The sequence below is a fragment of the Nocardia higoensis NBRC 100133 genome (assembly GCF_000308595.1).
GTDB lineage: Bacteria > Actinomycetota > Actinomycetes > Mycobacteriales > Mycobacteriaceae > Nocardia > Nocardia higoensis.
Genome location: NZ_BAGA01000079.1, coordinates 57,676 through 82,323 on the forward strand (window position 1 = coordinate 57,676; position 24,648 = coordinate 82,323).

General features: G+C 70.4%; 27 protein-coding genes. 21 read left to right on the top strand and 6 right to left on the bottom strand.

The window, feature by feature from the left end; translation table 11 throughout:
• Positions 1 to 14 precede the first annotated feature (14 nt).
• The 5 genes from ON26_RS14190 to ON26_RS14210 all read left to right on the top strand — a co-directional run bounded on the left by ON26_RS14190 (position 15) and on the right by ON26_RS14210 (position 4,562).
• Positions 15 to 374, top strand: a complete 360-nt coding sequence (locus ON26_RS14190; RefSeq protein WP_040796585.1) for a hypothetical protein — start codon at positions 15 to 17, stop codon at positions 372 to 374.
• Between the two features lie 6 nt (positions 375 to 380).
• Positions 381 to 920: a WKL family lipoprotein gene (locus tag ON26_RS14195; RefSeq protein WP_040796586.1), complete on the top strand. Its 540-nt coding sequence runs from the start codon at positions 381 to 383 to the stop codon at positions 918 to 920.
• Positions 921 to 992: 72 nt separating this feature from the next.
• Entirely contained in the window at positions 993 to 3,032 is a 2,040-nt protein-coding gene (locus ON26_RS14200; protein ID WP_245545852.1) for an MMPL family transporter, read from the top strand.
• A 127-nt stretch (positions 3,033 to 3,159) separates the two neighbouring features.
• Positions 3,160 to 4,047: an NmrA family NAD(P)-binding protein gene (locus tag ON26_RS14205; RefSeq protein ID WP_040796648.1), complete on the top strand. Its 888-nt coding sequence runs from the start codon at positions 3,160 to 3,162 to the stop codon at positions 4,045 to 4,047.
• Positions 4,048 to 4,097: 50 nt separating this feature from the next.
• The gene (locus ON26_RS14210) at positions 4,098 to 4,562 is read left to right on the top strand and encodes an NUDIX domain-containing protein (RefSeq protein ID WP_040796588.1); all 465 of its coding nucleotides are present in this window, start codon (positions 4,098 to 4,100) and stop codon (positions 4,560 to 4,562) included.
• A gap of 247 nt (positions 4,563 to 4,809) precedes the next feature.
• On the opposite strand, the gene ON26_RS14215 is transcribed toward ON26_RS14210, so the two are convergent.
• The 4 genes from ON26_RS14215 to ON26_RS14230 are packed head-to-tail and all read right to left on the bottom strand — an operon-like array spanning position 4,810 to position 8,823.
• The gene (locus ON26_RS14215; RefSeq protein ID WP_051027066.1) at positions 4,810 to 5,682 is read right to left on the bottom strand and encodes a heme ABC transporter ATP-binding protein; all 873 of its coding nucleotides are present in this window, start codon (positions 5,680 to 5,682) and stop codon (positions 4,810 to 4,812) included.
• A complete protein-coding gene (locus tag ON26_RS14220) occupies positions 5,679 to 6,788 on the bottom strand; it encodes a FecCD family ABC transporter permease (RefSeq protein WP_040796589.1) in 1,110 nt (369 codons plus the stop codon). Before ON26_RS14220 ends, ON26_RS14215 begins: the two co-directional genes overlap by 4 nt.
• Positions 6,785 to 7,813: a heme/hemin ABC transporter substrate-binding protein gene (locus tag ON26_RS14225; protein ID WP_051027067.1), complete on the bottom strand. Its 1,029-nt coding sequence runs from the start codon at positions 7,811 to 7,813 to the stop codon at positions 6,785 to 6,787. Before ON26_RS14225 ends, ON26_RS14220 begins: the two co-directional genes overlap by 4 nt.
• A 47-nt stretch (positions 7,814 to 7,860) precedes the next feature.
• Positions 7,861 to 8,823, bottom strand: a complete 963-nt coding sequence (locus ON26_RS14230) for an aldo/keto reductase (RefSeq protein WP_040796651.1) — start codon at positions 8,821 to 8,823, stop codon at positions 7,861 to 7,863.
• A gap of 202 nt (positions 8,824 to 9,025) precedes the next feature.
• Here ON26_RS14230 and ON26_RS14235 point away from each other — a divergent pair, with 202 nt between their 5' ends.
• The 7 genes from ON26_RS14235 to ON26_RS14265 all read left to right on the top strand — a co-directional run bounded on the left by ON26_RS14235 (position 9,026) and on the right by ON26_RS14265 (position 15,386).
• Complete coding sequence (locus tag ON26_RS14235) at positions 9,026 to 9,967, top strand: undecaprenyl-diphosphate phosphatase (RefSeq protein ID WP_174375400.1); 942 nt, start codon at positions 9,026 to 9,028, stop codon at positions 9,965 to 9,967.
• 53 nt (positions 9,968 to 10,020) lie between these two features.
• Positions 10,021 to 10,758 (top strand): histidine phosphatase family protein, encoded by a 738-nt coding sequence (locus tag ON26_RS14240; protein WP_040796590.1) that lies wholly within the window; start codon positions 10,021 to 10,023, stop codon positions 10,756 to 10,758.
• Positions 10,759 to 10,812: 54 nt separating this feature from the next.
• Complete coding sequence (locus tag ON26_RS14245; protein ID WP_040796653.1) at positions 10,813 to 11,397, top strand: DUF3090 domain-containing protein; 585 nt, start codon at positions 10,813 to 10,815, stop codon at positions 11,395 to 11,397.
• 3 nt (positions 11,398 to 11,400) lie between these two features.
• Complete coding sequence (locus ON26_RS14250) at positions 11,401 to 12,225, top strand: SCO1664 family protein (RefSeq protein ID WP_040796591.1); 825 nt, start codon at positions 11,401 to 11,403, stop codon at positions 12,223 to 12,225.
• A gap of 162 nt (positions 12,226 to 12,387) precedes the next feature.
• Complete coding sequence (gene mshC, locus ON26_RS14255) at positions 12,388 to 13,626, top strand: cysteine--1-D-myo-inosityl 2-amino-2-deoxy-alpha-D-glucopyranoside ligase (RefSeq protein WP_040796592.1); 1,239 nt, start codon at positions 12,388 to 12,390, stop codon at positions 13,624 to 13,626.
• A 43-nt stretch (positions 13,627 to 13,669) separates the two neighbouring features.
• Positions 13,670 to 14,755, top strand: a complete 1,086-nt coding sequence (locus ON26_RS14260; RefSeq protein ID WP_040796593.1) for an MBL fold metallo-hydrolase — start codon at positions 13,670 to 13,672, stop codon at positions 14,753 to 14,755.
• An 85-nt stretch (positions 14,756 to 14,840) separates the two neighbouring features.
• The gene (locus ON26_RS14265; protein ID WP_083884077.1) at positions 14,841 to 15,386 is read left to right on the top strand and encodes a DnaJ family domain-containing protein; all 546 of its coding nucleotides are present in this window, start codon (positions 14,841 to 14,843) and stop codon (positions 15,384 to 15,386) included.
• Here ON26_RS14265 and ON26_RS14270 read toward each other — a convergent pair.
• A complete protein-coding gene (locus ON26_RS14270) occupies positions 15,373 to 15,846 on the bottom strand; it encodes a nitroreductase family deazaflavin-dependent oxidoreductase (RefSeq protein ID WP_051027068.1) in 474 nt (157 codons plus the stop codon). The two genes, ON26_RS14265 and ON26_RS14270, sit on opposite strands and share 14 nt — an antisense overlap.
• Before the next feature lie 197 nt (positions 15,847 to 16,043).
• Here ON26_RS14270 and ON26_RS14275 point away from each other — a divergent pair, with 197 nt between their 5' ends.
• Genes ON26_RS14275 through ON26_RS14290 form a run of 4 tightly spaced genes read left to right on the top strand, consistent with a single transcriptional unit; the run spans position 16,044 to position 19,177 of the window.
• Positions 16,044 to 16,448, top strand: a complete 405-nt coding sequence (locus ON26_RS14275) for a TOBE domain-containing protein (protein WP_040796594.1) — start codon at positions 16,044 to 16,046, stop codon at positions 16,446 to 16,448.
• Positions 16,448 to 17,269: a molybdate ABC transporter substrate-binding protein gene (modA, locus tag ON26_RS14280; RefSeq protein ID WP_083884078.1), complete on the top strand. Its 822-nt coding sequence runs from the start codon at positions 16,448 to 16,450 to the stop codon at positions 17,267 to 17,269. Before ON26_RS14275 ends, modA begins: the two co-directional genes overlap by 1 nt.
• Positions 17,266 to 18,078: a molybdate ABC transporter permease subunit gene (modB, locus tag ON26_RS14285; protein WP_040796595.1), complete on the top strand. Its 813-nt coding sequence runs from the start codon at positions 17,266 to 17,268 to the stop codon at positions 18,076 to 18,078. Before modA ends, modB begins: the two co-directional genes overlap by 4 nt.
• 49 nt (positions 18,079 to 18,127) lie before the next feature.
• Positions 18,128 to 19,177: a sulfate/molybdate ABC transporter ATP-binding protein gene (locus tag ON26_RS14290; protein ID WP_040796596.1), complete on the top strand. Its 1,050-nt coding sequence runs from the start codon at positions 18,128 to 18,130 to the stop codon at positions 19,175 to 19,177.
• Between the two features lie 45 nt (positions 19,178 to 19,222).
• On the opposite strand, the gene ON26_RS14295 is transcribed toward ON26_RS14290, so the two are convergent.
• Positions 19,223 to 19,771, bottom strand: coding sequence for a helix-turn-helix domain-containing protein (locus ON26_RS14295; RefSeq protein ID WP_040796597.1), 549 nt, complete (start codon positions 19,769 to 19,771; stop codon positions 19,223 to 19,225).
• Positions 19,772 to 19,860: 89 nt separating this feature from the next.
• Here ON26_RS14295 and ON26_RS14300 point away from each other — a divergent pair, with 89 nt between their 5' ends.
• The 5 genes from ON26_RS14300 to ON26_RS14315 all read left to right on the top strand — a co-directional run bounded on the left by ON26_RS14300 (position 19,861) and on the right by ON26_RS14315 (position 24,600).
• Positions 19,861 to 20,079, top strand: coding sequence for a DUF5808 domain-containing protein (locus ON26_RS14300; RefSeq protein WP_040796598.1), 219 nt, complete (start codon positions 19,861 to 19,863; stop codon positions 20,077 to 20,079).
• A 119-nt stretch (positions 20,080 to 20,198) separates the two neighbouring features.
• Positions 20,199 to 20,921 (top strand): dienelactone hydrolase family protein, encoded by a 723-nt coding sequence (locus ON26_RS14305; protein ID WP_040796599.1) that lies wholly within the window; start codon positions 20,199 to 20,201, stop codon positions 20,919 to 20,921.
• A gap of 169 nt (positions 20,922 to 21,090) precedes the next feature.
• Positions 21,091 to 21,834, top strand: a complete 744-nt coding sequence (locus ON26_RS14310; protein ID WP_040796600.1) for an SDR family oxidoreductase — start codon at positions 21,091 to 21,093, stop codon at positions 21,832 to 21,834.
• Between the two features lie 319 nt (positions 21,835 to 22,153).
• On the top strand, positions 22,154 to 22,330 hold the full coding sequence (locus ON26_RS35215; RefSeq protein ID WP_085999011.1) for a DUF8730 family Cys-rich protein: 177 nt from the start codon (positions 22,154 to 22,156) through the stop codon (positions 22,328 to 22,330).
• A gap of 98 nt (positions 22,331 to 22,428) precedes the next feature.
• Positions 22,429 to 24,600 carry an MMPL family transporter gene (locus ON26_RS14315; RefSeq protein ID WP_083884079.1) on the top strand — a complete coding sequence of 724 codons (2,172 nt, stop codon included), beginning with the start codon at positions 22,429 to 22,431 and terminating at the stop codon, positions 24,598 to 24,600.
• Positions 24,601 to 24,648: the final 48 nt, after the last annotated feature.

Consider the following 24,648-nt stretch of genomic DNA (forward strand, 5'->3'; position numbering starts at 1 on the left):
CCAGGGAGAAGTGTGTGGCCGCCGAGCAACGATCGGGGTTCGCCGTCGACGATGTCACTCTCGGCCGGTTCGCGCACGGCTTCGGCACCGCCGAGGACGGCAGGCCCTTCGCTTTCCGCACCGTGCGTGCGGTGCTGTCGCTGGAGATCTACCGCGCCGACCTCGACGCGGGCGCCGTGCCCGGACCCGAGGACATCGTCGCCGTCGCCCAGGCGCGGGTGACCGATGTCGACCTCGACGACGAACGCAGCGTCGTCGCACTGGTCCGTGACCTGATCCCGACGGCCGAGGCGGTGCAGCACGACCCGACTCCGCGTGGGGTGACGGTGCGGGCCCTGCTGGGGCGACTGGGATCTGTCCTAGATGGTAAGTAGGTAGTGATGCACCCCACTCGTTCGTTACGGACCGCGCTCGTCGCAGCCGCCCTGATCGTCCTCGGCACGGTGACCGCCTGCGGGTCGGACACCTCCGACGACGCCGCTGTCGACGCGGCCCGCTCCAAGGCGATCGCCGCCTTGTCGTCCTCGGCGGCCGCCACATCCAGTTCGATCGCCGCGCGCACCATCCCGACCGCCGCGGAGCTGGACGCGCAGATCAAGCGTGCGCTGGACCCGGCGCTGCCCGACAGCGAACGCACCGCCCTGATCGAGGACGGTGACGCCTTCCGCGACGCCATCCCCGACATGTACAAGGCGTTGCAGGACAACCCGCGCGCGGTCTACGGCGTCACCGACCCGGTCTTCGACAACCACGACGGCACCCTGACCGCGACGATGCGCCTGGACAAGGACGGCACCGGCACCGCGGTGCGCACCACCATCGTGCACTTCGTCTACCTCGACGACCGGTGGAAGATCTCCCGCGACGATCTGTGCGGGATCCTGCGTTCGGCCGATTACCGCACTCCGGCCTGCGGATAGAGTCCCGACGCGCTCATGTTGCATTCCGGTTCCCTGCGGTGGGGGCGTTTCGTCCACCGTCATCGTTTCCTCGTGCTCGCGTTCGTGGCGTTCACGGTTCTGCTGTCGGGCTGGTACGGCCGTGATCTGGGTGATCGGTTCACCCAGGAGGGCTGGTTCGACGAGTCCAGCGAGTCGGTCGCCGCGGCGAAGCTGGCCGACACCACCTTCGGCCGCGACACCGACTCCGACCTGATCCTGTTGTTCACCGCCCCCGAAGGCGCCACCGTCGACGATCCGCCGGTGCGTGCGGCGGTCACCGGGTATCTGGCCGAACTGTTACGCGACTACGACGAGCAGATCCTCAAGATCGACAGCTATTGGGACAGCCCGTTCGCGGGCCAGGCCACCGACGCCACCCACACCCACGCCTTCGCCAGCGTCGGATTGCGCGGGGACGGCGGCACCGAGACCGTCGAGAACTATCTCGAGATCCAGGCCGCGCTCGATGCCGGTGTCGTCGGCGGCGGTCCCGGCGGGACGACGGTGCAGCTGGCCGGATTGCAGCCGATCGTCGAGGGCATCAACATCGGCATGCAGAACGACATCCGGCGCGCGGAACTGATCGCGCTGCCGCTGGTGGCCATCCTGCTGTACTTCGTGTTCGGCGGCGTGGTCGGCGCGCTGCTGCCGGTGCTGATCGGCGGCATGACAGTGCTGGGCACCCAGGGCATCCTGCGCGGCCTCACCGACCACATCGACGTGAATGTGTTCGCCAGCGCGGTGATGACGCTGGTCAGCCTCGGTCTGGCCATCGACTACGGGCTGTTCACGGTGACCCGGTTCCGGGAGGAGCTGGCCGCCGGGCGCAGCGTGGAGGAGGCGACCGCGCGCACGGTCGCCACCGCCGGGCGCACGGTGCTGTTCTCCGCGGCGATCATCGCGGTGAGTCTGGCGGCGCTGTTCATCTTCCCCAACGGCGTGCTGCGCTCGGTTCCCTACGGCGGTATCAGCTCGGTGCTGCTGGCGGCGGTGCTGTCGGTGACGGCGTTGCCTGCGGCGCTGGCCATCGCCGGACACAATATCGACTTCCTGGGCTGGAAACGGTTCTCGCGCACCAAGACCGAAGCCGAGATCGATGCCGGGTTCTTCTCGAAGCTGGCGACGGTGTCGATGCGGCGGCCGTGGACGGTGACGCTGTCGATCGTGTTCGTGCTGCTGGCGCTGGCGGTGCCGTTGCGCCACATCGAGTTCGGCGGGATCAGCGAACGCTATCTGGCCTCGGACAATCCGGCGCGGGTGGCGCAGGAGGATTTCGACGAGCTGTTCCCCGGTTTCCGCACCGAGCCGCTGCGGCTGGTGGTGGTCGGCGCGGATTCGGCCCAGCTGGGCGAAATCCGCCAGGCCGCCAACCAGATCCCGGGGTTGACGGGCCGGTTCGAACCGGCAGTGCCCACCACCGACGGCATCAACGTCCTCGACGCGGGGCTGCGGGACAAACGCGACGCCGACGCGGTGATCGCGGCACTGCGCGCGATTCCGGAACCCGAAGGCGTGGAAATCATGGTGGCCGGGGTGCCCGCGCTGGAACGCGACAGCATCAACGGCCTGCTCGAGGGCCTGCCGCTGCTGTTGCTGATCCTGGTCGCGGCCGCGCTGGCGATCATGTACGCGGCGTTCCGGTCGGTGGTGCTGGCGGTCAAGGCGGTGGTGATGAGCGCGTTGAGCCTGCTCACCACCCTCGGCATCCTGACGTGGGTGTTCGTGCAGGGGCACGGCGCCGGGGTCTTCGATTTCACGCCGGGGCCGTTGATGTTCGCGGTGCTGGCGTTGATCGTGGCGGTGATCTTCGGGTTGTCCACCGACTACGAGGTGTTCCTGCTCTCGCGGGTCAGCGAAGCCCGCGCGGGCGGCGCCGAACCGCAGGAGGCGATCCGCTACGGCATCGCCCACACCGGCAGCGTGATCACCTCCGCGGCGGCGATCCTGATCGTGGTGACCGGCGCGTTCGGGTTCTCCGACCTGGTGCTGATGAAGTACATCGCCTACGGCATGATCGCCGCGCTGCTCATCGACGCCACCGTCATCCGGCTGATGCTGACACCCGCGGTGCTGAAACTGATCTGGAGATGAACCGGCCGAACCAGGGATCGGATACCGCTGATCGAAATCCTTGATCGGCGTTTCGGCGGGCATTGTGCTCGAGCGGCAGGGGCGCGGCATCCGGCCGTGCCCGGTACGCCTGGGAGAGGACGAATCCATGATCTTGGTGACGGCGGCGACCGGTTCCATCGGCAGTCATCTGGTGCGCCGGCTACGGGAACAGGGCGCGCCGGTGCGGGCGCTGGTCCGTGACGACGCGAAGGGGCGCTCGCTCGGAGTCGACTACGTGGTCGGCGATTTCGACGACCCCGCGTCGCTGACGGCCGCGCTCGACGGCGTGGAGCGGGTGTTCCTCAACGGGCCGGGCGCGCTACCGGTCGAGGGGGAACAGCCCGCGGTGCGCGGGCAGAAGGCGGTGATCGATGCCGCGCGGGCAGCGGGCGCCTCGCATGTGGTGAAGGTGTCGGTGTGGGACGCCGCGCCGGGGGCGCCGCTGTCGCAGGGCGTGCACTGGGAGATCGAGGAGTATCTGCGGGCGTCCGGGCTGGGCTGGTCGGCGTTGCGGCCTGCCGGGTTCATGCAGAACTTCCTGGCACCGACGGCGTTCACCCCCGACGGCCGGTTGATCGCCTCCTACGGTGACGCCGCCGTCGCCTACATCGACGCCGCCGATATCGCCGCGAGCGCGGCCGCCGTGCTCACCGCCGGGCAACCGGATTCGGGTGGGGTGGTGCTCACCGGCAGCGAAGCGCTCACCGATGCCGAGGTGGCTGAGCAACTTTCGAAGATCCTGGGCCGCACCGTCGAACTCGCGCCCTTCCCCGCTTCCTCGATCGCCTCCGCGCTCAGCGCCCAGGGCCTGCCCGGCTGGTTCGCCGCACAGCTCGCGACGCTGGTCGAGCAGGTCGCCGGGGGCGCGCAGAGCGTCCCAACGACGGGGGTGGCGGAGCTGACCGGACGTCCGGCGCGCAGCTTCGCGGAGTTCCTCGCCGACAATGCCGACGCGGTGCGCGCGGCGGCGGATTCGGCGGCTACCGGCCTGTAAAGCGTTTCCGTCCAGTACTTCTGGCGGAAGATCCTGCCAGACTCGCAGTCATGAGCGACTACATCGCATGGCTGCGCGGATTCGTCGGCCACGCACCGATCCAACTGCACTACGCCGCCGCGGCCGTCATCGACAACGGGCGGGTGCTGCTGCGGCGGCGCGCCGAGGACCAGGGCTGGGGACTGCCTTGCGGCACGGTCGAATTGGGAGAGACGGTCCGCGACGCGGCGGTGCGTCAGGTGGCCGAGGAGACCGGGTTGGAGGTGAAGGTGAACGCCCTGCACGGCGTGTACAGCGGGTATCGGCACCGCTTCGCCAATGGTGATGTGGCGCAGACGATCACGACGGTGCTGCGCTGCGGCATCGTCGGCACGCACGCCCAATCGCTCGCCCCGCAGGTGCAGGAGCTGCGGTTCTGTGATCTGGACGAGGAGCTGCCGGGGCCGCTGATCGACGAACTGCACGCCGACCTGCTGGCCGATCTGCGTGCGGGCCGGGTCAACGTACTGCGCTGAGGGTCGCGGGCTGACCGTCGTCACGGTCGACGCGCTGTCGCGGTGACAGGCGGTCAGGCCATCGGCGAGCGAGCGGCCCCGGCAGGGTCGGGCCGACACCGAGCCCGGTCCCTGCCGCGGTCGCACCGTGACGATGCCGTCCGCCGGCCCCGGCCGCGGCGGTCGGCCGCGCAAGGACGACGACGGCGGCCGCGGGGCGACGACGTGGCGGGAGACTCCGGGTCACCCGGGGCATGGCCGGCGGTGTTCAGCCGCGGGCGGGCAGGACGAGCTGGGCGCCGGTGACCGGGTGGTCGAAGACGTCGACGGGGTGCTGGTAGACGCGGCTGAGCAGGTCGCTGGTGAGCACCTCACGGGGTGGGCCGTCGGCAGCGATACGGCCGGCTTCCAGGACGGCGACGCGGTCGGCGTAGGCGGCGGCGATGCCGAGGTCGTGCAGCACGACCACCACGGCCGCGCCGGCGGCGGCGCGGGCGGCGGCCAGTTCGAGCACATCCTCCTGGTGGCCGAGGTCGAGGGCGGCGGTGGGTTCGTCGAGCAGCAGGGTGGGGGTGTCCTGGGCCAGGACGCGGGCCAGGGCGACGCGGGCGCGTTCACCACCGGAGAGGGTGGGGAAGGAACGCTCGGCGAGGTGGGCGACATCGGCGTCGGCGAGGGCCTGCGCGACGATCCGCTCGTCGTCGACCTCACGGGGGGTGCGGGCCCAGGGGGCGCGGCCCATGGCGACGACTTCGCGGGCGGTGAACGGGAAGCCGACGGTGTGGCTCTGCGGCAGCACGGCACGGCGGCGGGCCATGTCCAGGGGCGTCCAGTGGGTGAGGGGGCGGCCGTCGAGTTCGACCTGCCCCGCACCGGGGGTGATTTCCCCGGCGAGGGCGGCCAGCAGGGTCGACTTACCCGCGCCGTTGGGGCCGACGAGGGCGACGAGCTCCCCGGCGGCGACCTGGAAGCCGACGCCGTCGAGGACGCGACGTGCGGGGCCGGCACCGCCGCGGCGCGACACCGTCAGGTCGACCGCGCGCAGGGTGAGCTGTCCCGGTTCGGGAGTGGCGGGCAGGTCGTGGGTACGGGTGAGCGCGGCCAGACGGTGGCGCAGCGACAGGGTGTCGGTGGTGGTCATCCCCAGCCTCCGGATCGGGCGCGGGTGCGGCGCAGCAGCCAGAAGAAGAACGGCCCGCCGACCAGCGAGGTGAGCATGCCCAGCGGCAGGTCGGCATTGTCGACCAGGGAGCGGGCGCCGACATCGGCGGCCAGCAGCACCACCGCGCCGACGATCGCGCTGAGCGGGATCAGCACCCGATGGCCCGGTCCGACGATCATGCGCACCACGTGCGGCACGATCAGCCCGACGAACATGATGATGCCGGTGAACGCGACACCGGCGGTGGCCAGCACCGCGACGATGACGATGACAGTGCGCCGCAGCCTCTCGACATCGACGCCGAGGTGGCGGGCCGCGGATTCGCCGAGCGCGAGCAGGTCCAGCCGCGACGCCACCGCCGCGGCGGCCACCACGCCGACGCAGGTCAGGGTCGCGACCACACCGACCGCTTCCCAGGTGGCGCCGTTGAGGCTGCCCAGCTGCCAGAACACGAGCTGGTCGCGGGCTGCGGGGGAGGCGATGAACAGCAGGAAGGCGATGAGGCCACCGGCGAAGGCGTTGATGGCGACGCCGGTGAGCACCAGGGTCACCACTTCGGTGCGCCCGTTGGCGCGGGCCAGCACATACACCAGCATCGTGGTGATCAGTCCGGCGACGAACGCGGCCAGCGCCACCGACCAGGAGGCGACGAACGCCCCGCCGAGCACGATCACCGCGCCCGCGCCCACAGCCGCGCCCGAGGACACCCCGATCACGCCGGGCTCGGCCAGCGGGTTGGCGAACACCCCTTGCAGCAGCGCGCCCGCGGTGGCCAGCGCCGCACCGACGAGGATCGCCAGCAGCACACGCGGGAACCGCACCTGCCACAGCGTGACGTCACCGGCCGGATGGGCGGGCATCGGGCCCCAGTCCAGGCCGATGCGGTGGAAGACGCTGCCGGCGACTTCGGCGGGGCTCGTGGGCACCTGCCCGATGGCCGCCGACGCCGCGGCCAGCACCACCAGCGCGAGGACGGCGACGGTGAACGCGACGACCGCCCGCGACCGGGTCCGCGCGTGCGGCGGCGGGCTGGTCGGGGTGGGGTGGGTTCCGGGGGCGGCGTCGATGTCGGCGCGGCTGCTCATGCCTGCGCGCCGTACACCGCGTCGGCCAGGGCTTGCACGACGCGTCCGGTGTTGGGGCCGAAGCTGAGCAGCACCGCATCGGACATGTCGACCACGCGCCGGTCGGCGCCCGCGGGGGTCTGGGCGATGCCGGGCACTTTCAGCAGTCCGTCGATGCCGCCGAGGGAGTTCAATCCATCGGTCATGACCAGGATCACCTGGGGCGCGGCGGCGATCATGGCCTCGCTGGTGATGGCGGTGAACGGCTCGGTGAGCCCGGCGGCGGTACCCGCGTCCTGTCCACCGATGGCGGTGATCAGCGAGTCGGCGCCCGAACCGGGGCCGGCGAGCATGGTGATGGCGCTGCTGCGCAGATACAGGAACGCGATACGCGGCGAATCCTGCCGCGCGGGCACGGCCGCGCCCGCGGCGTCGATCTCCTGGCGGGTGCGTTCGGCCAGCGCCTGCCCCCGCGCGGGTACGCCGAGGGCGTCGGCGACGGCCTGGATCTGCGGGCCGACCTTCGCCATGCTGCGTTCCGGGTCGAAGTAGACGACGGTGATGCCGACCGCACGCAACTGTTCGCGCACGGCGGGGGAGGCGCTGGTGCTGTCGGTGAGGAACACCGTGGGCCGCAGCGCGAGGATCGCTTCGACGTTGAGCGAACCGCTGCCGCCGGTCACGTTCGGCACATCGCGCACCGCGGGGAACGATGCCGCGACGCTGCGCCCGACCAGCCGCTCGCCGAGGCCGAGCGCGTACACGGTCTGGGCGAGGGTGCCGTAGCGGTCGGCGGCGATGATGCGGTCGGCGGAGGTGACGGTGACCTCGGCGCCGTCGAAGCTGCGCACGGTCACCGGGAGCGCCGGTTGCGGGGCCTCGCCGATCGGGACGGGGTCCAGGTCGGTGAGGGTCGCGGTGGCGGGACCGGCGCCGTCGCCGGAGCTGCCGGAGCCGCAGGCGGTCAGCGCCGCGATCACGGCGAGCGCCAGCGCCACCAGCAGCAACCGCACCGAACCGGACCGGACACCGTCGCGCACCTTCATGAAGGCAAGCCTAATAGGCCTCCGGTCGGCGGGCCCGCGCGCGGACCTCAGTCGGTGCGGGCGCTCACATCGTCGAGGGCGGCGGCGATGGCGCGCGGCAACTCCAGGGTCTCGGCGGCGAGCACGCCGGTGAGCTGGCCGATGTCGCGGGCGCCGACGATCATGCTCGACACCCCGGGCCGGTCCCTGATCCAGGCCAGCGCCACCGCCAGCGGCGAGGTACCGAGACCGTCGGCGGCGGTGACCACGGCGTCGACCACGCGGGTGGCGCGTTCGTCGAGCCGGTGGCGGATCTCGGCGGCGGTGGCCTCGTCCGCGCCGCGCGAGTCGGCGGGGACCCCGTCACGGTATTTGCCGGTCAGGATGCCACCGGCCAGCGGCGCCGAGGCGATCACCCCGACCCCGTGGTGCGTGGCGGCGGGCACGAAATCGGCTTCCGCGCCGCGTGCGAGCAGCGAGTACGGGGTGTGCGCGGCGACGATCGGCGCGATCGCGGCCAGCCCGGCCAGCTGCCACGCCGAATACCCGCGCACCCCGGCGTAGCGGGTCTTGCCCGCGCGGATCGCGTGCTCGAGGGTGTCGGCGATCTCCTCGAGCGGGGTGCGGGCGTCCCAGGCCGCGACATGCCAGATATCGAGGTGGTCGGTGCCCAGTTCGAGCAGGGTCCGGTCGAGTTGGCGCAGCAGCTCGCGCCGGGAGGTGTCGATCCAGGTGCGTGGCAGCGCGGGCAGATCGGCGGAGGCGGCGGCGGTGGCGGGGTGCACCCCTGCGCACCCGCTGAGTACCAGCTCGTCGCGGGACACCAGGTCCCCGAGCAACTCGGCCAGGATGCGCTGGGACGCGCCGCCGGTGTAGGCGGGGGAGGTGTCCACCAGGGTGCCTCCCGCTTCCACGAACGCCGACAGTTGCCCGGCCGCGTCGTCGGAGTCGGTGTGCGACCCCCACGTGTGCGTGGCCAGACCTATCCGCGACACCCGCAGACCACTGCGGCCCACCGTGCGCTGCTCCATCACCTGATCCCCGTCTTCGTCACCCGGCAAGCCTAAGGTGTGCCGAGGCCGGTCGAGCTCACCCGCGCCCGCGTCTGCCTGTACTGTCGCTGCGTGATCGCGACGGTCCGCACCGCGCCGGTCGACGCCGCGAAACCAATTGCCCAGCGGCGTAACGAGTTTTCGGGCAACGAAGCTTTCGAGCAGGAACGTTGGAGGTTGTGTGGTCGAGTCGATGACCTGGGTGCAGGCACTGATACTCGGGCTGGTCCAGGGATTGACCGAATTCCTGCCGATCTCCTCCTCTGCGCACCTGCGCATCGTGTCCTCGGTGTTCTTCGGCGAGGACGCGGGCGCCTCCTTCACCGCGGTCACCCAGCTGGGCACCGAGGCCGCGGTGCTGGTGTACTTCGCCAAGGACATCGGGCGCATCGCGGTCGCGTGGTGCACCACGGTGTGGGCGAAACTGAAGGCCGCCACCGGCCCGAAGGTGCCCGTCCACGACCAGCCCACCACCCGTCTGCCGGTCATGACCGCCGACAACCGGCACTACTTCGAGCTCGAGGCGCAACGCGAACTGGACTACCGCATCGGCTGGTACGTGATCATCGCGACCATCCCGATCGGCGTGCTCGGCCTGCTGTTCAAGGACGAGATCCGCACCGGCGCGCGCAATCTGTGGCTGATCTCGTTCATGCTGATCGCGTTCGCGCTGGTCATCGCGACCGCCGAGCACTACGGCAAGCAGCTGCGCCCGCTCGAGAAGCTGACCACCCGAGACGGCCTGATCATGGGTTTCGCCCAGTGCCTGGCGCTGATCCCCGGCGTGTCCCGTTCGGGCGCGACCTCCTCGGCCGGTCTGTTCCTCGGCCTCGAGCGGGCAGCCGCGGTGCGATTCTCGTTCCTGCTGGCCATCCCCGCGGTCACCGCCTCGGGCCTGTTCTCCCTGCCGGACGCCTTCGAACCGGCCGGTGAGGGACTCAACGCCTCCGGCGCCCAGTTGCTGGTGGCGACCGTGGTGTCCTTCGTCGTCGGCTACGCCTCGGTGGCGTGGCTGCTGCAGTTCGTGTCCAAGCATTCGCTGAACTGGTTCGTCGGCTACCGCATCGTGCTCGGCCTGATCATCATGGGCCTGCTCGCCGGCGGGGTGATCTCGGCGACGTGATCTCCCACCGTGCACCTGCGACCGGCCGCACCCGGTCCCGTTAGGCTGGCCGCATGACGGTGATCCTGCTGCGCCACGGCGTGTCCACGTCCAACACCGCGCGCACCCTCGCCGGCCGCAGCGAAGGAGTCGACCTCACCGAGCACGGCGACGAGCAGGCGCGTGCGGTGGCCGAGCGCCTGGCCGGGCTCCCGATCCGGCACATCGTGCACTCGCCACTGCTGCGCTGCCGCCGCACGGTGGCGCCGCTGGCCGAGAAACTGGGCCTGGATCCGCGGGCCGAGGACCGGATCATCGAGGTCGACTACGGCGACTGGACCGGCAAGGTCATCGCCGACCTGCTGAAGGAACCGCTGTGGAAGGTCGTGCAACGGCATGCCTCCGGCGCGATCTTCCCCGGCGGCGAAGGATTGGCGCAGGTGCAGCAGCGCGCGGTGGCCGCGATCCGCGAGCACGACCGCGCCTTCGCCGAACAGCACGGTCACGATGTGCTGTGGGTGGCGTGCACGCACGGTGACGTGATCAAGTCGGTGCTGGCCGACGCGCTGGGCATCCACTTGGACGGCTTCCAGCGCATCGTGGTGGAACCGGCCTCGGTCAGCGTCGTCCGCTACACCCCGCACGCCCCGTACGTGTGGCGGATGAACGACACCGGCGCCGACCTGGGCGCGTTGGCGGCGGTGCGTGAACCCGCGCCGGATTCCGAACGCCGCGAACATCCCTCCGGGCCGGTGCCCGGTGGCGAGGTGGGCGGCACGTCCGGGGCGGATAATGAGAATGCGCAACGGTAGCGGTCATCTGCCGTGGGTAGTCGATCTACAGACATCGATCTGGAGGAGGTGCTGATGGCACGAGCGATTCACGTATTTCGCACTCCGGATCGATTCGTCGCCGGGACCGTGGGTGAGCCTGGCGACCGCGCGTTCTACCTCCAAGCCGTCGAGCAGCCGCGGGTGGTGAGCGTGCTGCTGGAGAAGCAACAGGTGAAGGTGCTGGCGGATCGGATGGGGCTGCTGCTGGACGAGGTGGCGCGTCGCTTCGGCGCCGAGGTGCCGCCGCAGGCCGAGGACGTCTCCGACACCGATCCGCTGGTCACCCCGATCGATGCCGAGTTCCGGGTCGGCACCATGGGTTTGGGCTGGGATGCTGATGCCGGCGCGGTGGTCGTCGAGCTGCTGGCGATCACCGAGACCGAGGTCGACGAGTCGGTGGTGCTCGACGACACCGAGGAAGGCCCGGACGCGGTGCGGGTGTTCCTGACCCCCGAGCAGGCGCGGGAGTTCGCGCTGCGGTCGACGAAGGTGATCGCCGCCGGCCGCCCGCCGTGCCCGCTGTGCGGGGAACCGCTTTCGGCGCGCGGGCACATGTGCGTGCGCACCAACGGCTACAAACGCGGTGAGATCTTCGGCGCTGCCGACGAAGAGGAGTGAACGGTGGGCGAGCCCGACCGGTTGCGCACCGGTGAACTGAGCGTGGTCGGCCGGATCAGCACCGCCAGCAACGTCACCCTCGTCTGCGAGATCGCCCCACCCGATCTCGACGACGCCGCGGCGCCGCTGCGGGTGGTGTACAAGCCCGTGCGCGGGGAACGCCCGCTGTGGGACTTCCCCGACGGCACCCTCGCCGGACGCGAGGTGGCCTCCTATCTGATCTCCGAGGCGATCGGCTGGGGCGTGATCCCCGAGACGATCCTGCGCGAGGGCCCCTACGGGCCGGGCATGGTGCAGCGCTGGGTCGACTCCGCCGACCACCACAGCGATGTGCATGCCGGTCGCGCGCCGCGCCTGGATCTGGTCGACCTGTGCCCGCCCGCCGCGGTGCCCGACGGGTTCCGGGAAGTGTTGCGCGCGATGGACGACACCGGCGAGGAAGTCTCGCTCATCCACGCCGACGACCCGCGCCTGCACCGGGTGGCGGTACTCGATGTGATCCTCAACAACGCCGACCGCAAGGGCGGGCACGCGCTCGAAGGGGTCGACGGTCAGGTCTACGGCGTCGACCACGGCATCTGCCTGCACCGTGAGCACAAGCTGCGCACGGTGTTGTGGGGATGGGCGGGCACCCCGATCGACGCGACCCTTGTCGAGGACATCGCCGCGTTCGCGAAGGCGCTGTCGGGTCCGCTGGCCGACCGGCTGTCGGTGTACATCACCGACACCGAGATCGCGGCATTGAGCGAACGCACCCGGGAATTGCTCGACCATCCGGTGATGCCGCGCCCGCGCACGGGGCGGCCGATCCCGTGGCCCGCGTTCTGAACCCTTCCGCTGGGATTCTTCTGTTCCGCCGGATCGCAACCGTTGACCGTCGCCGATGGTTTGCGGGTCACGGCAGGTAGCGGGCCCCGCCCGGATGCGGCCGCACAGCCACTGTGCCGGGGTGTGCGGCGGCACAGCTGTCACGACAACTACTCTCGACTCATGCAGTCCTGGTCCGACACCGCCCTACCGACCGTTCCCGGAGCAGGGCCGCCGTTGCGGTTGTACGACACCGCCGATCGTCAGGTGCGTCCGTTGGCTCCCGCGGCGACGGCCACCATGTACGTCTGCGGCATCACGCCCTACGACGCCACCCATCTCGGTCACGCCGCCACCTACCTGACGTTCGACATCGTCAACCGGGTGTTGCGCGACAACGGCCACGACGTGCACTACGTGCAGAACATCACCGACGTCGACGACCCGCTGTTCGAGCGCGCCGAACGCGACGGCGTGGACTGGCGTGATCTGGGCGACCGCGAGATCGAGTTGTTCCGCACCGACATGTCCGCGCTGCGGGTGCTGCCGCCGCGCGACTATGTGGGCGCGATCGAATCGGTCGACGAGGTCGTCGAATTCGTGCAGAAACTGCTCGCCAACGGCGCCGCCTACACCGTCGACGACGCCGAGTTCCCCGACGTCTACTTCCGCATCGACGCCACCGAGCAGTTCGGTTACGAGTCCGGCTACGACCGCGAGACCATGCTGCGGTTGTTCGCCGAACGCGGCGGCGACCCCGACCGTCCGGGCAAACGCGACCCACTCGACGCGTTGCTGTGGCGCGCCGCCCGCCCGGGTGAACCGTCCTGGCCCGCCCCGTTCGGCCCCGGCCGTCCGGGCTGGCACATCGAGTGTTCGGCTATCGCGTTGAACCGACTGGGCCCGCAGCTCGACATCCAGGGCGGCGGCAGCGATCTGATCTATCCGCACCACGAATACTCCGCCGCGCACGCCGAATCGGTGGTCGCCGGGCGCCGCTTCGCCCGCCACTATGTGCACGCGGGCCTGATCGGCCTGGACGGCGAGAAGATGTCGAAGTCCAAGGGCAATCTGGTGCTGGTCTCCACACTGCGTGAAGCCGGGGTGGATCCGGCCGCGATCCGGCTCGGCCTGCTCGCCGGGCACTACCGCCAGGACCGCATGTGGACCGACGCGATCCTCGACCAAGCTCTGCTGCGCCTGGCCCGCTGGCGCCACGCCGCCGCCCTGCCCTCGGGTCCCTCCGCCGACGACACGATCGCGCGTCTGCGCCAGCATCTGGCCGACGACCTGGACACCCCGAAAGCGCTCGCCGCCGTCGACAACTGGGTGCACGACGCCACCGAGTACGGCGGCTCCGACACCGCCGCGCCCGCCGCGCTGGCCGCCGCGGTGGACGCGCTGCTCGGTGTCGATCTGTGAGCTCCCGCTTGCTCGCGGGGATCGGGCGTGATGTGGTGCTGACGTGTGCAGCATCGATCCTCGTCATCTGATCGGACGCGCCGCCGCGCTCGGTGCCGGGCTGCTGGCCGCGTCACCGCCGCTGTCGGCGGTGCAGGCCGGTTCGCCGCGCTGTGTGGCCGCACGCACCCGGTTCTTCGGCGCCGAGGTCGTCGACCAGGTCACCGGCGCGGTCCGCGCCGATCGGGTGGTGCTGTCGTGGGTGGGCTGCGCCACCTACGCGGTGGCCATCGGCGGCGCGGTGCTGCTGCTGGACGCCTGGGTGCCGAGGCTGACCAGTTCCGGTTACGTACCCGCCACCGCGCAGGATCTGGCCGATCTGCGCCCGGAGGCGATCTTCATCGGCCACGGCCATTTCGATCACGCCGCCGACGCCGGACCGATCGCCGCGGCCACCGGCGCCACCGTCTACGGCACCGCCGAGCACTGCGCCGCGATCCGCGCGCAAGTCACCGCAGCCACCTTCCCGACGGTGGGCCTGGGCGATGCACGCACCCCGATCGGACGCCGCGAGGACCGCACGGTGGGCCCGGTGCGCCTGGCGGTGGTGCGGCACCTGCATTCCGCGCGCACCCCCACCGACCCCGCCACCGCCTCGCCCCGCTTCTTCCCCCGCCCGGAACTGGGCCCGATCCTGCGGCATCCGCCGTCGCTGTCGGATCTGCGCCGCACGGTGCCCCGTCTGCTCGACGCCGAGGGCGGGGTGCTGCTCTACCAGTTCCGCGTCCCCGGTTTCGCCCTGACCTGGCACGACTCCTCCGGCCCGCTGTGCGAGGTCGCCCCGCAGGTGCTCGACGTGCTGGCCGAGCTGCCGCCCACCGACGTCCACATCGGCGCGGTGCAGGGCTACAACCAGATCAGCAACGGCCTGCGCGATCCGCGCACCTACATCGAGGCGCTGTCGCCGACGGTGTTCGTGCCCACCCATCACGACAACTGGTTGCCCGGCCTGACCGCCTCGGCCGCCAACTACGGCCCGCCGCTGACCGCCGAACTCGAACGCATCGCCGCGCCGTTGCGCCCGCAGATGCGCGCGTTGCACGACCCGCAGGACTATCTGGCCCCGCACCGGCTGACGTTCGCGCTGTAGGCCCGGCCGCGCAGACCACGCGGGCGGGCGATTCCCTCGGCCGCGGCGCCGGTTCTGCCCGGCTGTGGTTCCTACGATGGACGGTATGACCGAGCGCAAGCCTGTCGAGGACACGTTCGAGTCCTGGGTCGACAAGCAGATCCGGGAGGCGACCGAGCGCGGCGAGTTCGACAATCTGCGGGGCGCGGGCAAGCCGATCCCCGGTGTGGGCTCGCATGTCGACGAGCATTGGTGGATACGCGACTATCTGCGCCGCGAGGGGGTCCCCGCCGACGGGCTGTTGCCGGATTCGCTGGTGTTGCGTCGTGATCGTGAACGGCTGGGGGAGCGGGTGGCCGAGTGTGACACCGAGGCCGAGGTGCGGGCGGAGGTCGCGGCGTTGAATCGGCGGATCGTCGCGTGGCTCCAGACGCCGACGCCTCCGCATGTGCCGATCGCGCCGGTGCATACCGAGCAGGTGGTCGGGGCGTGGCGGGAAGAGCGGGCCCGCGAGCGCGCGGCTCGCCGCGACAGCTCCGAGGCGAGTCACCACCGGCCCGCCGAGACGCGCTCGTCCCCGGTCACCGGTGCGGACGTCGGCGCCGGGCCCGGTTGGTGGCGGGCGTTGCTGCGGGTTTTCAGACGGCGGTGAGGCGCACCACCGGATATTCGCGCTCGGATTTGCGTTGGTATTTCTCGTAGCGCGGCTGTTCACGCAAGATCCGGGTCCACGCTTGGGCACGATCGGCGCCCTCGAGGCGCTGCGGGCGCACCGGGCGCGGTGCGGACCCGCTGAATTCGATGGCGGCCTGGGCGGGGTGCGCCATGAGGTTGGCGTACCAGTCGGGGTGACGGTCGCCGCCGCCGGAGGCGACGATCAGCCAGGAGTTCTCGCCGTCGGCGAACCAGGCCAGGGGTGATTCACGGTGTGCGCCGCTGCGACGGCCGGTGGTGTGCAGGATGAGGGTGTTCATGCCCATCATCTGTCCGCCCTTGCGGCGGATGCGGGTGACGGTGCGGGCATTGGTCGTTCGCTGGAACCACAGCGACAGACGCCGCAATGGGCCGGGCGCCTGTTCGCCGGCGCTCGTCTTCGGCTGTTGCTCGGTCATGTTCGGCCACCTCCGGTTCGTTTCGTCGGGTCGGGCCCCGGACGGTGCTGCCGCTGTCCGGCCCCGTGGACCACGCTAGATGCGATGCCACCGGGAAAGCTTCTCGATTCCTGATCGGTTCGCGCGCGAAGCTGATCTTCGAGTGCGCGGATCCGTTCAGCTGTCGAATCCGTAGATGCGGGAATATACTGCCGATCGTGTCGAATCTGCGGATCAGCGAAGTGGCCGAACTCGTCGGAGTCAGCGATGACACCGTGCGCCGCTGGATCGACCAGGGACGCCTCGAGGCGATTCAACTCGACAGCGGCCGCAAGGGGGTCGGCGGCCGCGCGCTGGCGGAGTTCCTGCGCGCGCATGCCGAGGCGCCCGCGGTGGGGGCGACAGTGGCGGCCTCGGCCAGGAACCGGATGCGCGGGATCGTGACCCGGGTGGTCAAGGACACGGTGATGGCGCAGGTGGAGATGCAGGCCGGGCCGTTCCGGCTGGTGTCGTTGCTCAGCCGCGAATCGGTCGACGAGCTCGGTCTCGAGGTCGGCAGTGTCGCGGTGGCGTCGGTGAAGTCGACGCATGTCGTAGTGGAGATACCGGAAGGGCTGAGCTGATGAGGACGATCGCGGGAACGCGCACGGTTGCCGGCAGACGGACGGCGCGCGGCGCGGGGCTGCTGATGGCGGCAGCGGTGGCTTGCGTCGGCGTGGCGGGCTGCGGTTCCGACGACAGCACGGCCACCGACGGCTCCGCGGAGGTGTCGGGCACGGTGACGGTGTTCGCCGCGGCGTCACTGACAGAGGTGTTCACCGAGCTGGGGGAGAAGTTCGAAGCCGTCCACCCCGGGGTGGACGTGGTGTTCAGCTTCGCCGGTAGCTCCGCGCTGGCCCAGCAGATCGATCAGGGCGCGCCCGCCGATGTGTTCGCCTCGGCGGCACCGAAGAACATGCAGCAGGTCCGCGACAGCGGGCAGGTCACGGCCGAACCGCTCGTATTCGTCCGCAATCGGCTCGAAATCGCTGTCCCGCAGGGTAATCCGGGCGATGTGACCGGGCTGGCCGACTTCGCCGAGCCCGATCACAAGATCGCGTTGTGCGCCGAGCAGGTGCCCTGCGGCGCGGCCGCGGCGACGGTGTTCGAGGCCGCGGGCATCACTCCCGCGCCCGACACCCGCGAACAGGATGTGAAGGCGGTGCTGACCAAGGTCGCCCTCGGTGAGGTCGACGCGGGGCTGGTGTATCGCACCGATGTGCTCTCCGCGGGCGGCAAGGTCGAAGGCATCGACTTCCCCGAATCGGCCGCAGCGGTCAACGATTATCCGATCGCGGCGCTGGCCGGCGCGCCGAATCCGGCCACCGCGGCGGCGTTCGTCGATTTCGTCACCTCCGAGCGGGCCGAGCCCGTCTTCACCGCCGCGGGATTCGACGTCCCGTGACCGCGCCGGCACGACGGCGGTCGGTGCTCGGGCGGCGGCCGCTGGTGCTGGTGCTGCCCGCGGTCTGCGGACTGGCGTTCCTGCTGGTCCCGTTGATCGGGCTGCTGTTGCGCGCACCGTGGGCGAGCGTGCCGAGCCGGCTGTTCAGCGCGGAAGTCGGTCAGGCGCTGCGACTTTCGCTGATCTGCGCGAGCGCGGCCACGGTGATCTGCCTGCTACTGGGAATTCCCCTGGCGTGGTTGCTGGCGCGCGCCGAGCTGCCGGGGCGCGGGCTGATCCGGGCCCTGGTGACGGTGCCGTTGGTGTTGCCACCGGTCGTCGGAGGTGTGGCGCTGTTGCTGGCACTGGGCAGGCGCGGGTTCGTCGGCCGCTGTCTCGACGAGTGGTTCGGGGTGTCGTTGCCGTTCACGACCGCCGGGGTGATCGTGGCCGAGGCATTCGTGGCCATGCCTTTCCTGGTGATCTCGGTGGAGGGCGCGTTGCGGGCCGCCGACCCGCGGTTCGAGGAGGCGGCCGCGACGCTGGGCGCGAGCCGCTGGTACGCCTTTCGCCGGGTGACCTTGCCCTCGGTGATGCCGGGGGTCGTCGCGGGCGCGGTGTTGTGCTGGGCGCGCGCGCTCGGCGAATTCGGCGCCACCATCACCTTCGCCGGCAATTTTCCCGGCCGGACGACGACCATGCCGCTGGCGGTGTACCTGGCGCTCGAGACCGACCCCGACGCCGCGATCGTGTTGAGCCTGGTGCTGCTGCTGGTGTCGGTGGTGGTGCTCGTCGCGTTGCGGGAACGCTGGATCCGGGGTGTGGTGTGAATTCGCCGCGTGAGCCGGCGTTCCGGCGTGCGGCGAGCGCGGGTGCGCGATGAGCCTGTCCGCACGATTGCAGGTCACCCGAGGCCGATTCGCACTCGACCTGCCGTTGGAGGTGGAGGCGGGCGAGGTGATCGCTCTGCTTGGCCCCAACGGCGCGGGCAAATCCACCGCGCTGCGGGCGCTGGCCGGGCTGCTGGCGCTCACCGGCGGACATATCCGTCTCGACGAGCACCTCTGGGACGCGCCGCCGTCGGTGTTCGTGCCTGCCGAGCAGCGCCGGGCCGGTGTCGTGTTCCAGGACTATCTGTTGTTCGGGCATCTCTCGGCCCTGGACAATGTCGCGTTCGGGCTCCGCGCGCGGGGTGTGCGGCGCGCCGCGGCGCGGACCCGCGCGCTCGACTGGCTCACGCGGGTAGGGCTGCCCGAGGTGGCCGAGCGTCGCCCCGGCGCGCTGTCGGGCGGTCAGGCTCAGCGGGTCGCGCTGGCCCGCGCCCTGGTCACCGAGCCGCGGCTGTTGTTGCTCGACGAGCCGCTGGCCGCGCTCGATGCCGCCACCCGTCTGCAGGTGCGTACCGATCTGGGGCATCATCTGCGCGACTATCCCGGTCACACGGTGCTGGTCACCCACGATCCGCTCGATGCCATGATCCTGGCCGACCGGCTGATCATCGTCGAGGACGGCGCGATCGTGCAGCAGGGCGCCCCCGCCGAGGTCGCCGCGCGCCCGCGTTCGGACTACGTCGCCCACCTGATGGGGCTGAACTTGTATCGCGGCCGCGCGCACGGCAGCGTGGTCGATCTCGACGGCGGCGGGCACCTCACGATCGCCGAACCCGCCGAGGGCCCGGTGTATGTCACCTTCGCCCCGCACGCGGTGGGCCTGCATCCCGAGCGTCCCGGCGGCAGTCCACGCAACAGCTGGCTGGTCACCATCGCCGGGATCGAACAGCACGCCCACACCACCCGCGTCCGTCTCGACGGAACACCCTCGGTCCTGGCCGATATCACCGCCGCGACGGTCGCCGAGCTGCGCTTGAGCCCGGGCCGGCAGATCTGGGCGGCGGTGAAAGCGACCGAAATCCGTTCGTATCCGGCCTGATCGCCGCGCGGTGATCGGTATCGCCTGGCGACGACCGAGCCACCGTCAGGCGTCGGGCGCGTCAGGGGTCTGCGGGCCGGGCAGCATCACGGTGCGCAGCATGCGCAGTTTGCGGCCGGGTGCGGGGCCGTTGTTCGTCAGCGGCACGATCGCCGCCGCCAAGGCCTGGCCGAGGGCGTCGAGTTCGGCGTCGTCGAGCCAGAGTCCGGACACGCTGTAGCCGATGCCGTCGCGGGCGAGGTCGATCTCGCCGCGTGCGAGGTAGCGGTCGAAGTCCAGCATCATGCCCGCGATATAGGCGAGGAAGGCGCGGCGGTGGTCTTCGGCGGTCATCGTGGCGAGGTCGCCGGGGTCGATGCCCGCGGCGGCCAGTTCCAGCCGGTAGGTGCGTTCGACGGTGCCGCGGACGCGGCGTTCGTCGGCGACGGTGAGGACGCCGCCGTCGACCAGGCGGGCGATATGGCGGTAGAGGCTGCCCGCAGGCACGTCGCCGAGTTCTTCGCCGAGTGCGGCCGTGGTCAGGCTCCGATCGCCGAGGAAGGCCTGCACGATGCGCATACGTACCGGGTGCAGCAGCAGTTCTACCGAGTCCACGGCACCGATCTTACCGCCATTATCACTTATGAGAATATTCGTGCTATCGTGAATATCGAAGCAAGCAACGCGCCGGAAGGGACGACGCAATGACCGAGCGGAACAACCCCCACATCCCCGAACCCCAGGGCACCCTGGCGGGCATGCCCTACGACTGGCGGCCGCCCACCGCGCAGCGGATGCGGGCGCGCTGGTGGAATCCGAACGATCCGCGTCTGTTCACCCCCAAGGCTTTCGGCTGGGGCTGGGATCTGAACCTCTACCGGGTGCTGCACCCGCGCGGCGGAAAGGCCGAAGCCGGTCGCTGACCGGAGCACGACGAGCGGGGCCCGTGGCGTGATCGCCGCGGGCCCCGCTTCCGTTCGGTCCCACAAATGCCGATCGGTTCATCTGCGCGGCGATCTCGCCTGGCCTACATTCGGATCCCATGCTGACCATCGACCTGCCCGCCCCCGACGGCACGATCGAGGCCGTGATCGCCCGCCCCGACGGCGACGGCCCCTGGCCGGGCGTGGTGATCGTCCACGACGCCACCGATTTCGGCGCCGATGTGCGCAAGCACGTCGCCATGCTCGCCGAGCGCGGCTACCTGGCCATCGCGCCGAACCTGTTCTCCCGCGGCCGCACCCGATGCATCCGGTCGGTCATGCGCGCGCTGTGGTTCACCGGCGGCCGCAACGACGCCGAAGCCGCACCGGTGCGCGACATCCTCGCCGCCCGCGACCACCTGCTTGCCGACCCGCAGTGCACCGGCCGCACCGCCGTGATCGGCTTCTGCATGGGCGGCGGCTTCGCTCTGCTGACCGCGCCGCACGGTTTCGACGCCGCGGCCCCCTTCTATCCGGGCCTGTACGGCGATTACCGTTCCCTGCTCGACGGCGCCTGCCCGATCGTCGCCAGTTACGCGGGCCTGGACCCTTCGCTCATCGGTGCCGCGGACAAACTGAAGCGCTCCCTGGTCGATCTCGGTGTCCCGCACGACATCAAGACCTATCCGCGCGTCACCCACGGCTTCGCCAACACCTTCCCGGCCGAACCGTTGCTGCGCGTCACCGGCCTGGGCTACAACGAGGCCGCCACCGCCGACGCCTGGCAGCGCATCTTCGCCTTCTTCGACCGGCACCTGACCCGGCCGCCCGCCGACGACTGAGCAGCCACCGGGGTGGGCAGCGCCGCCGGCCCCACTCGCGGGCGTACGCTTCTCAACGGTTCGCCAGCCGGTTCGGCTCCCGCGGAACCCGCACGAAGTCACCGACCATCTCGTCATCGATACGGCAGACCCGACGGGTCCCGAACGAAGCTCGAATGGAAGGAACGCCATGAAGATCGTGATCATCGGCGGTACCGGGCTCATCGGCTCGAAGCTCGTCGCGCATCTGGGCGAGTGGGGACATCAGGCGGTGGCCGCCGCACCGAGCACCGGCGTGAACGCGCTCACCGGCGAAGGCCTGGGTGCGGCGCTCACCGGCGCCGATGTCGTGGTGGATGTGTCCAATTCGCCATCGTTCGCCGACGACGACGTGATGACCTTCTTCCGCACCGCCACCACGAACCTGCTCGCCGCCGCCGAGCAGGCCGGAGTCGGTCATGTCGTCGCACTCACCGTGGTGGGCGCCGACCGGCTGCCCGAGTCGGGGTATTTCCGGGCAAAGGTGGCGCAGGAGAAGCTGATCACGGAATCGGGGCTGCCGTATTCGCTCGTGCACGCCACCCAGTTCTTCGAATTCGCCGCCGGCATCGCCGACACCTCCACCGTCGACGGCCAGGTGCGACTGACCGATGCCGGTGTGCAGCCGATGGCCGCCGAGGATGTGGCCGCCGCAGTGGCCCGGGTCGCCGCCGCCGCACCGCTCGACGGCAACGTCGAGATCGCGGGCCCAGAGGCGTTCGGCCTGGATCGGTGGATCCGCACGGTGCTGCAGGCGCACTCGGATCCGCGTCCGGTGGTCACCGACCCGCGGGCCCGCTACTTCGGCGCTGTCCTGGGCATCGACAGTCTGCTGCCCGGACCGGAGGCGCTGCTCGCTCCGACACGACTCGAGCAGTGGCTGGCCCGCAGCTGATACACCGACCCTCGCGTCGGTTCCGGCACCCGATCGCCACCACGATGACCGGTGTGCCCCCCTGGGTCGCACTGTCGTGTGGTGAACACCTCCGACGCGCTGCCGCCGGAGCCCTTCGGAGGTGGCCTCCCGGTATTCGATTCCGGGGACGGGGCTCACAGTGGCCCGATGTGGACAGGCCGATGGATACCCCCTAGGGTATAGCGGGTACCCCCTGGGGTATCTCGCGCGCGCATCCGGACGGAACCGGTCGCCGTATGAGGGCAGCTGTGCGCCTCATATACCCCCGGGGGTATAGTGGCACGACGAAGGAGATCGCATGTGTTATCCGGTCACTTGCTCCATCTGCAAGAAGACGACCTGGGGCGGTTGCGGCTCGCATGTCGACAGCGTCATGAGAAGGGTCCCCGCGTCGCGCCGCTGCGAGTGCAAGAAGGGCGCGGCCACGAACACTGCGATCGGATCCGGATTCTTCGGCCGGTTCCTCGGCCGCTGAGTGTATGACCGCCGACCGCCCGTGGGCGGTCGGCGAACAGATCACCCCGGGCGCAGTGCGCCCTTCTATATACCCCCACCCGTATCAGGAGGCTTTGAATGAGCAGCAACAACGCTGTCCGGGAGGATCAGCCGCCAACGACGAAATCGGGCGCCGCCCCGCCGAAGCCCGGGGCGCTGGCTCGCCTGGGCACGGTCATGACCTCGCACACGAAGTGGGTCATCGGTGTGTGGCTGATCGCGCTGGTCGCGCTCGGGGCGGCCGCGCCGACCGTGTTCAGCTCGCTCGCCGGAGCCGGCTGGCAGGCCAACGGCTCGGAATCGGTGCGCGTGCGCGAACTGGCCCAGCAACACTTCGGGGGCAACTCCTCGGCGGCCGTTCAGGTGGTCGTGCACTCCGAGGACAAGCAGGTCTCCGATCCCGCGGTGCAGCAGGTCATCGCCGATGCCACCGCGATATTCCGGGCAGACCACCGATTCGGCGAGGTGATCGCCCCGCAGCCCGGGATGTCGGTCAGCCCCGACGGCCACACCGGAATCCTGATCGCCGGCGCGAATGCGAGCACCGACGACATGGTCAAGGCGGTCGACGAACGCAAAGCCGAGTTGACGGCCCTGTCCACCGACGACGTCGAGGTCTATCCCACGGGCGCGTCCGCGCTGTGGAGCGACTTCAACAAGGCCAATCACGACGCGATGATCAAAGCGGAGATGATGTCGTGGCCGGTGACGCTGGCGATCATGGTGCTCGCCTTCGGTTCGTTGGTCGCCGCGGGACTGCCGTTGCTGCTCACCCTGGCAGGCCTGGTCGCCTCCGCGGGCGGCTTGGTGCTGCTCAACTCCCTGACGCCGATCTCGGTGTGGGCGATGAACTTCGCGATGATGTTCGCCCTCGCACTCGGCATCGACTACGCCCTGTTCCTCGTCGCACGCTTCCGTGACGCCCTGCGCAAGACCGGAGATCCGCGTGCCGCGGTCGCCGAGACCATGGACACCGCGGGCAAGGCGGTCGTGCTGTCGGGGCTGACGGTGCTGATCAGCCTGTCGGCTGTGCTGCTCGTGCCCGCTCCGGCCGTGCGGACCATGGCTGTGGGCATCATGATGGCGGTCGTCTTCGTCCTCGCCGCCACCTTGACCCTGCTTCCCGCGGTCCTCGGCAAGCTCGGGCCGAAGGTGAACGCGGGTGCGCTGCCGTATGCCAAGCGACAGGAACATCGCTCCCCGCGGTTCGAGGCGTGGGGCAACCTGCTGCACAGGCACCCGTGGCCGTTCGCCGTCGGCTCCCTGCTGGTGCTGATCGCGCTGTCGCTTCCCGTGCTGGGATTGAAGGTCGCCATGCCCTCCATCGAGGTCGTGCCGACCGACGCCCCGGTGCGCCAGGGTTATGAACTGGTCCAGGCACAGATGGGGGAGGGTGCGCCGGGCATGCTCCAGATCATCGCTCCCGCCGCGGATGCGCAGGCGACTGCCTCGGCCGCCACGGCGACACCGGGTATCGCCATGGTCACTCCGCCGATGCCGGCCGCGGACAACTCCGGCTATGTGATGCTGCAGGCGATGCCGGATGTCGATCCCTCCGACGAGGCCATGGGCTCGATCCTCGACCGGCTGCGTGCGGATCTGCCCGCGCAGGCAGTGGTCGGCGGCGCGCCCGCGGAGAACCTCGATCTGCAACAGGCCCTCGACGACTACCTGCCGGTGATCATCGGCATCATCCTCGTGCTCGGCTTCGCGCTGCTGCTGGTCGCGCTCCAGGCGCCGCTGATCGCGATCCTGGGCACGGTGGTGAGCCTGCTGTCGACCGCGGCGGCATTCGGTGTGGCGAAGCTGATCTTCCAGGACGGCCACGGTGCCGGACTGCTCGGCTTCACTCCGCAGGGCTTCCTGGACGGCTGGGGACCGGTGTTCTTCTTCGCGATGATCTTCGCCATCGCGATGGATTACACGGTGTTCCTGCTCTCGACCGCCAAGGAGCATTACGAGGAATCCGGCGACACGAAGGTCGCGCAGGTCATGGGATTGGCGCACTCGGGTCGCGTGATCGCCGCGGCCGCGGCGGTGATGGTGGCGGTGTTCTTCACCTTCGCCCTCGCCGAGCCGCTGCCGCCGAAGGAGATGGGCATCATCCTCGGTGTCGCGGTGCTCCTGGACGCGGTCTTCATCCGGTTGGTGCTGCTGCCGGTGCTGCTGCGACTGACCGGTCATGCCGCGTGGTGGTCACCGGCCTGGCTGCGCCGGATGCTGCCGGACATCAGCTTCTCCCACAGCTGAGGCGAAGGGGTATGTATGGCCGGGTTCACCCTGCCCTACATACCCCTA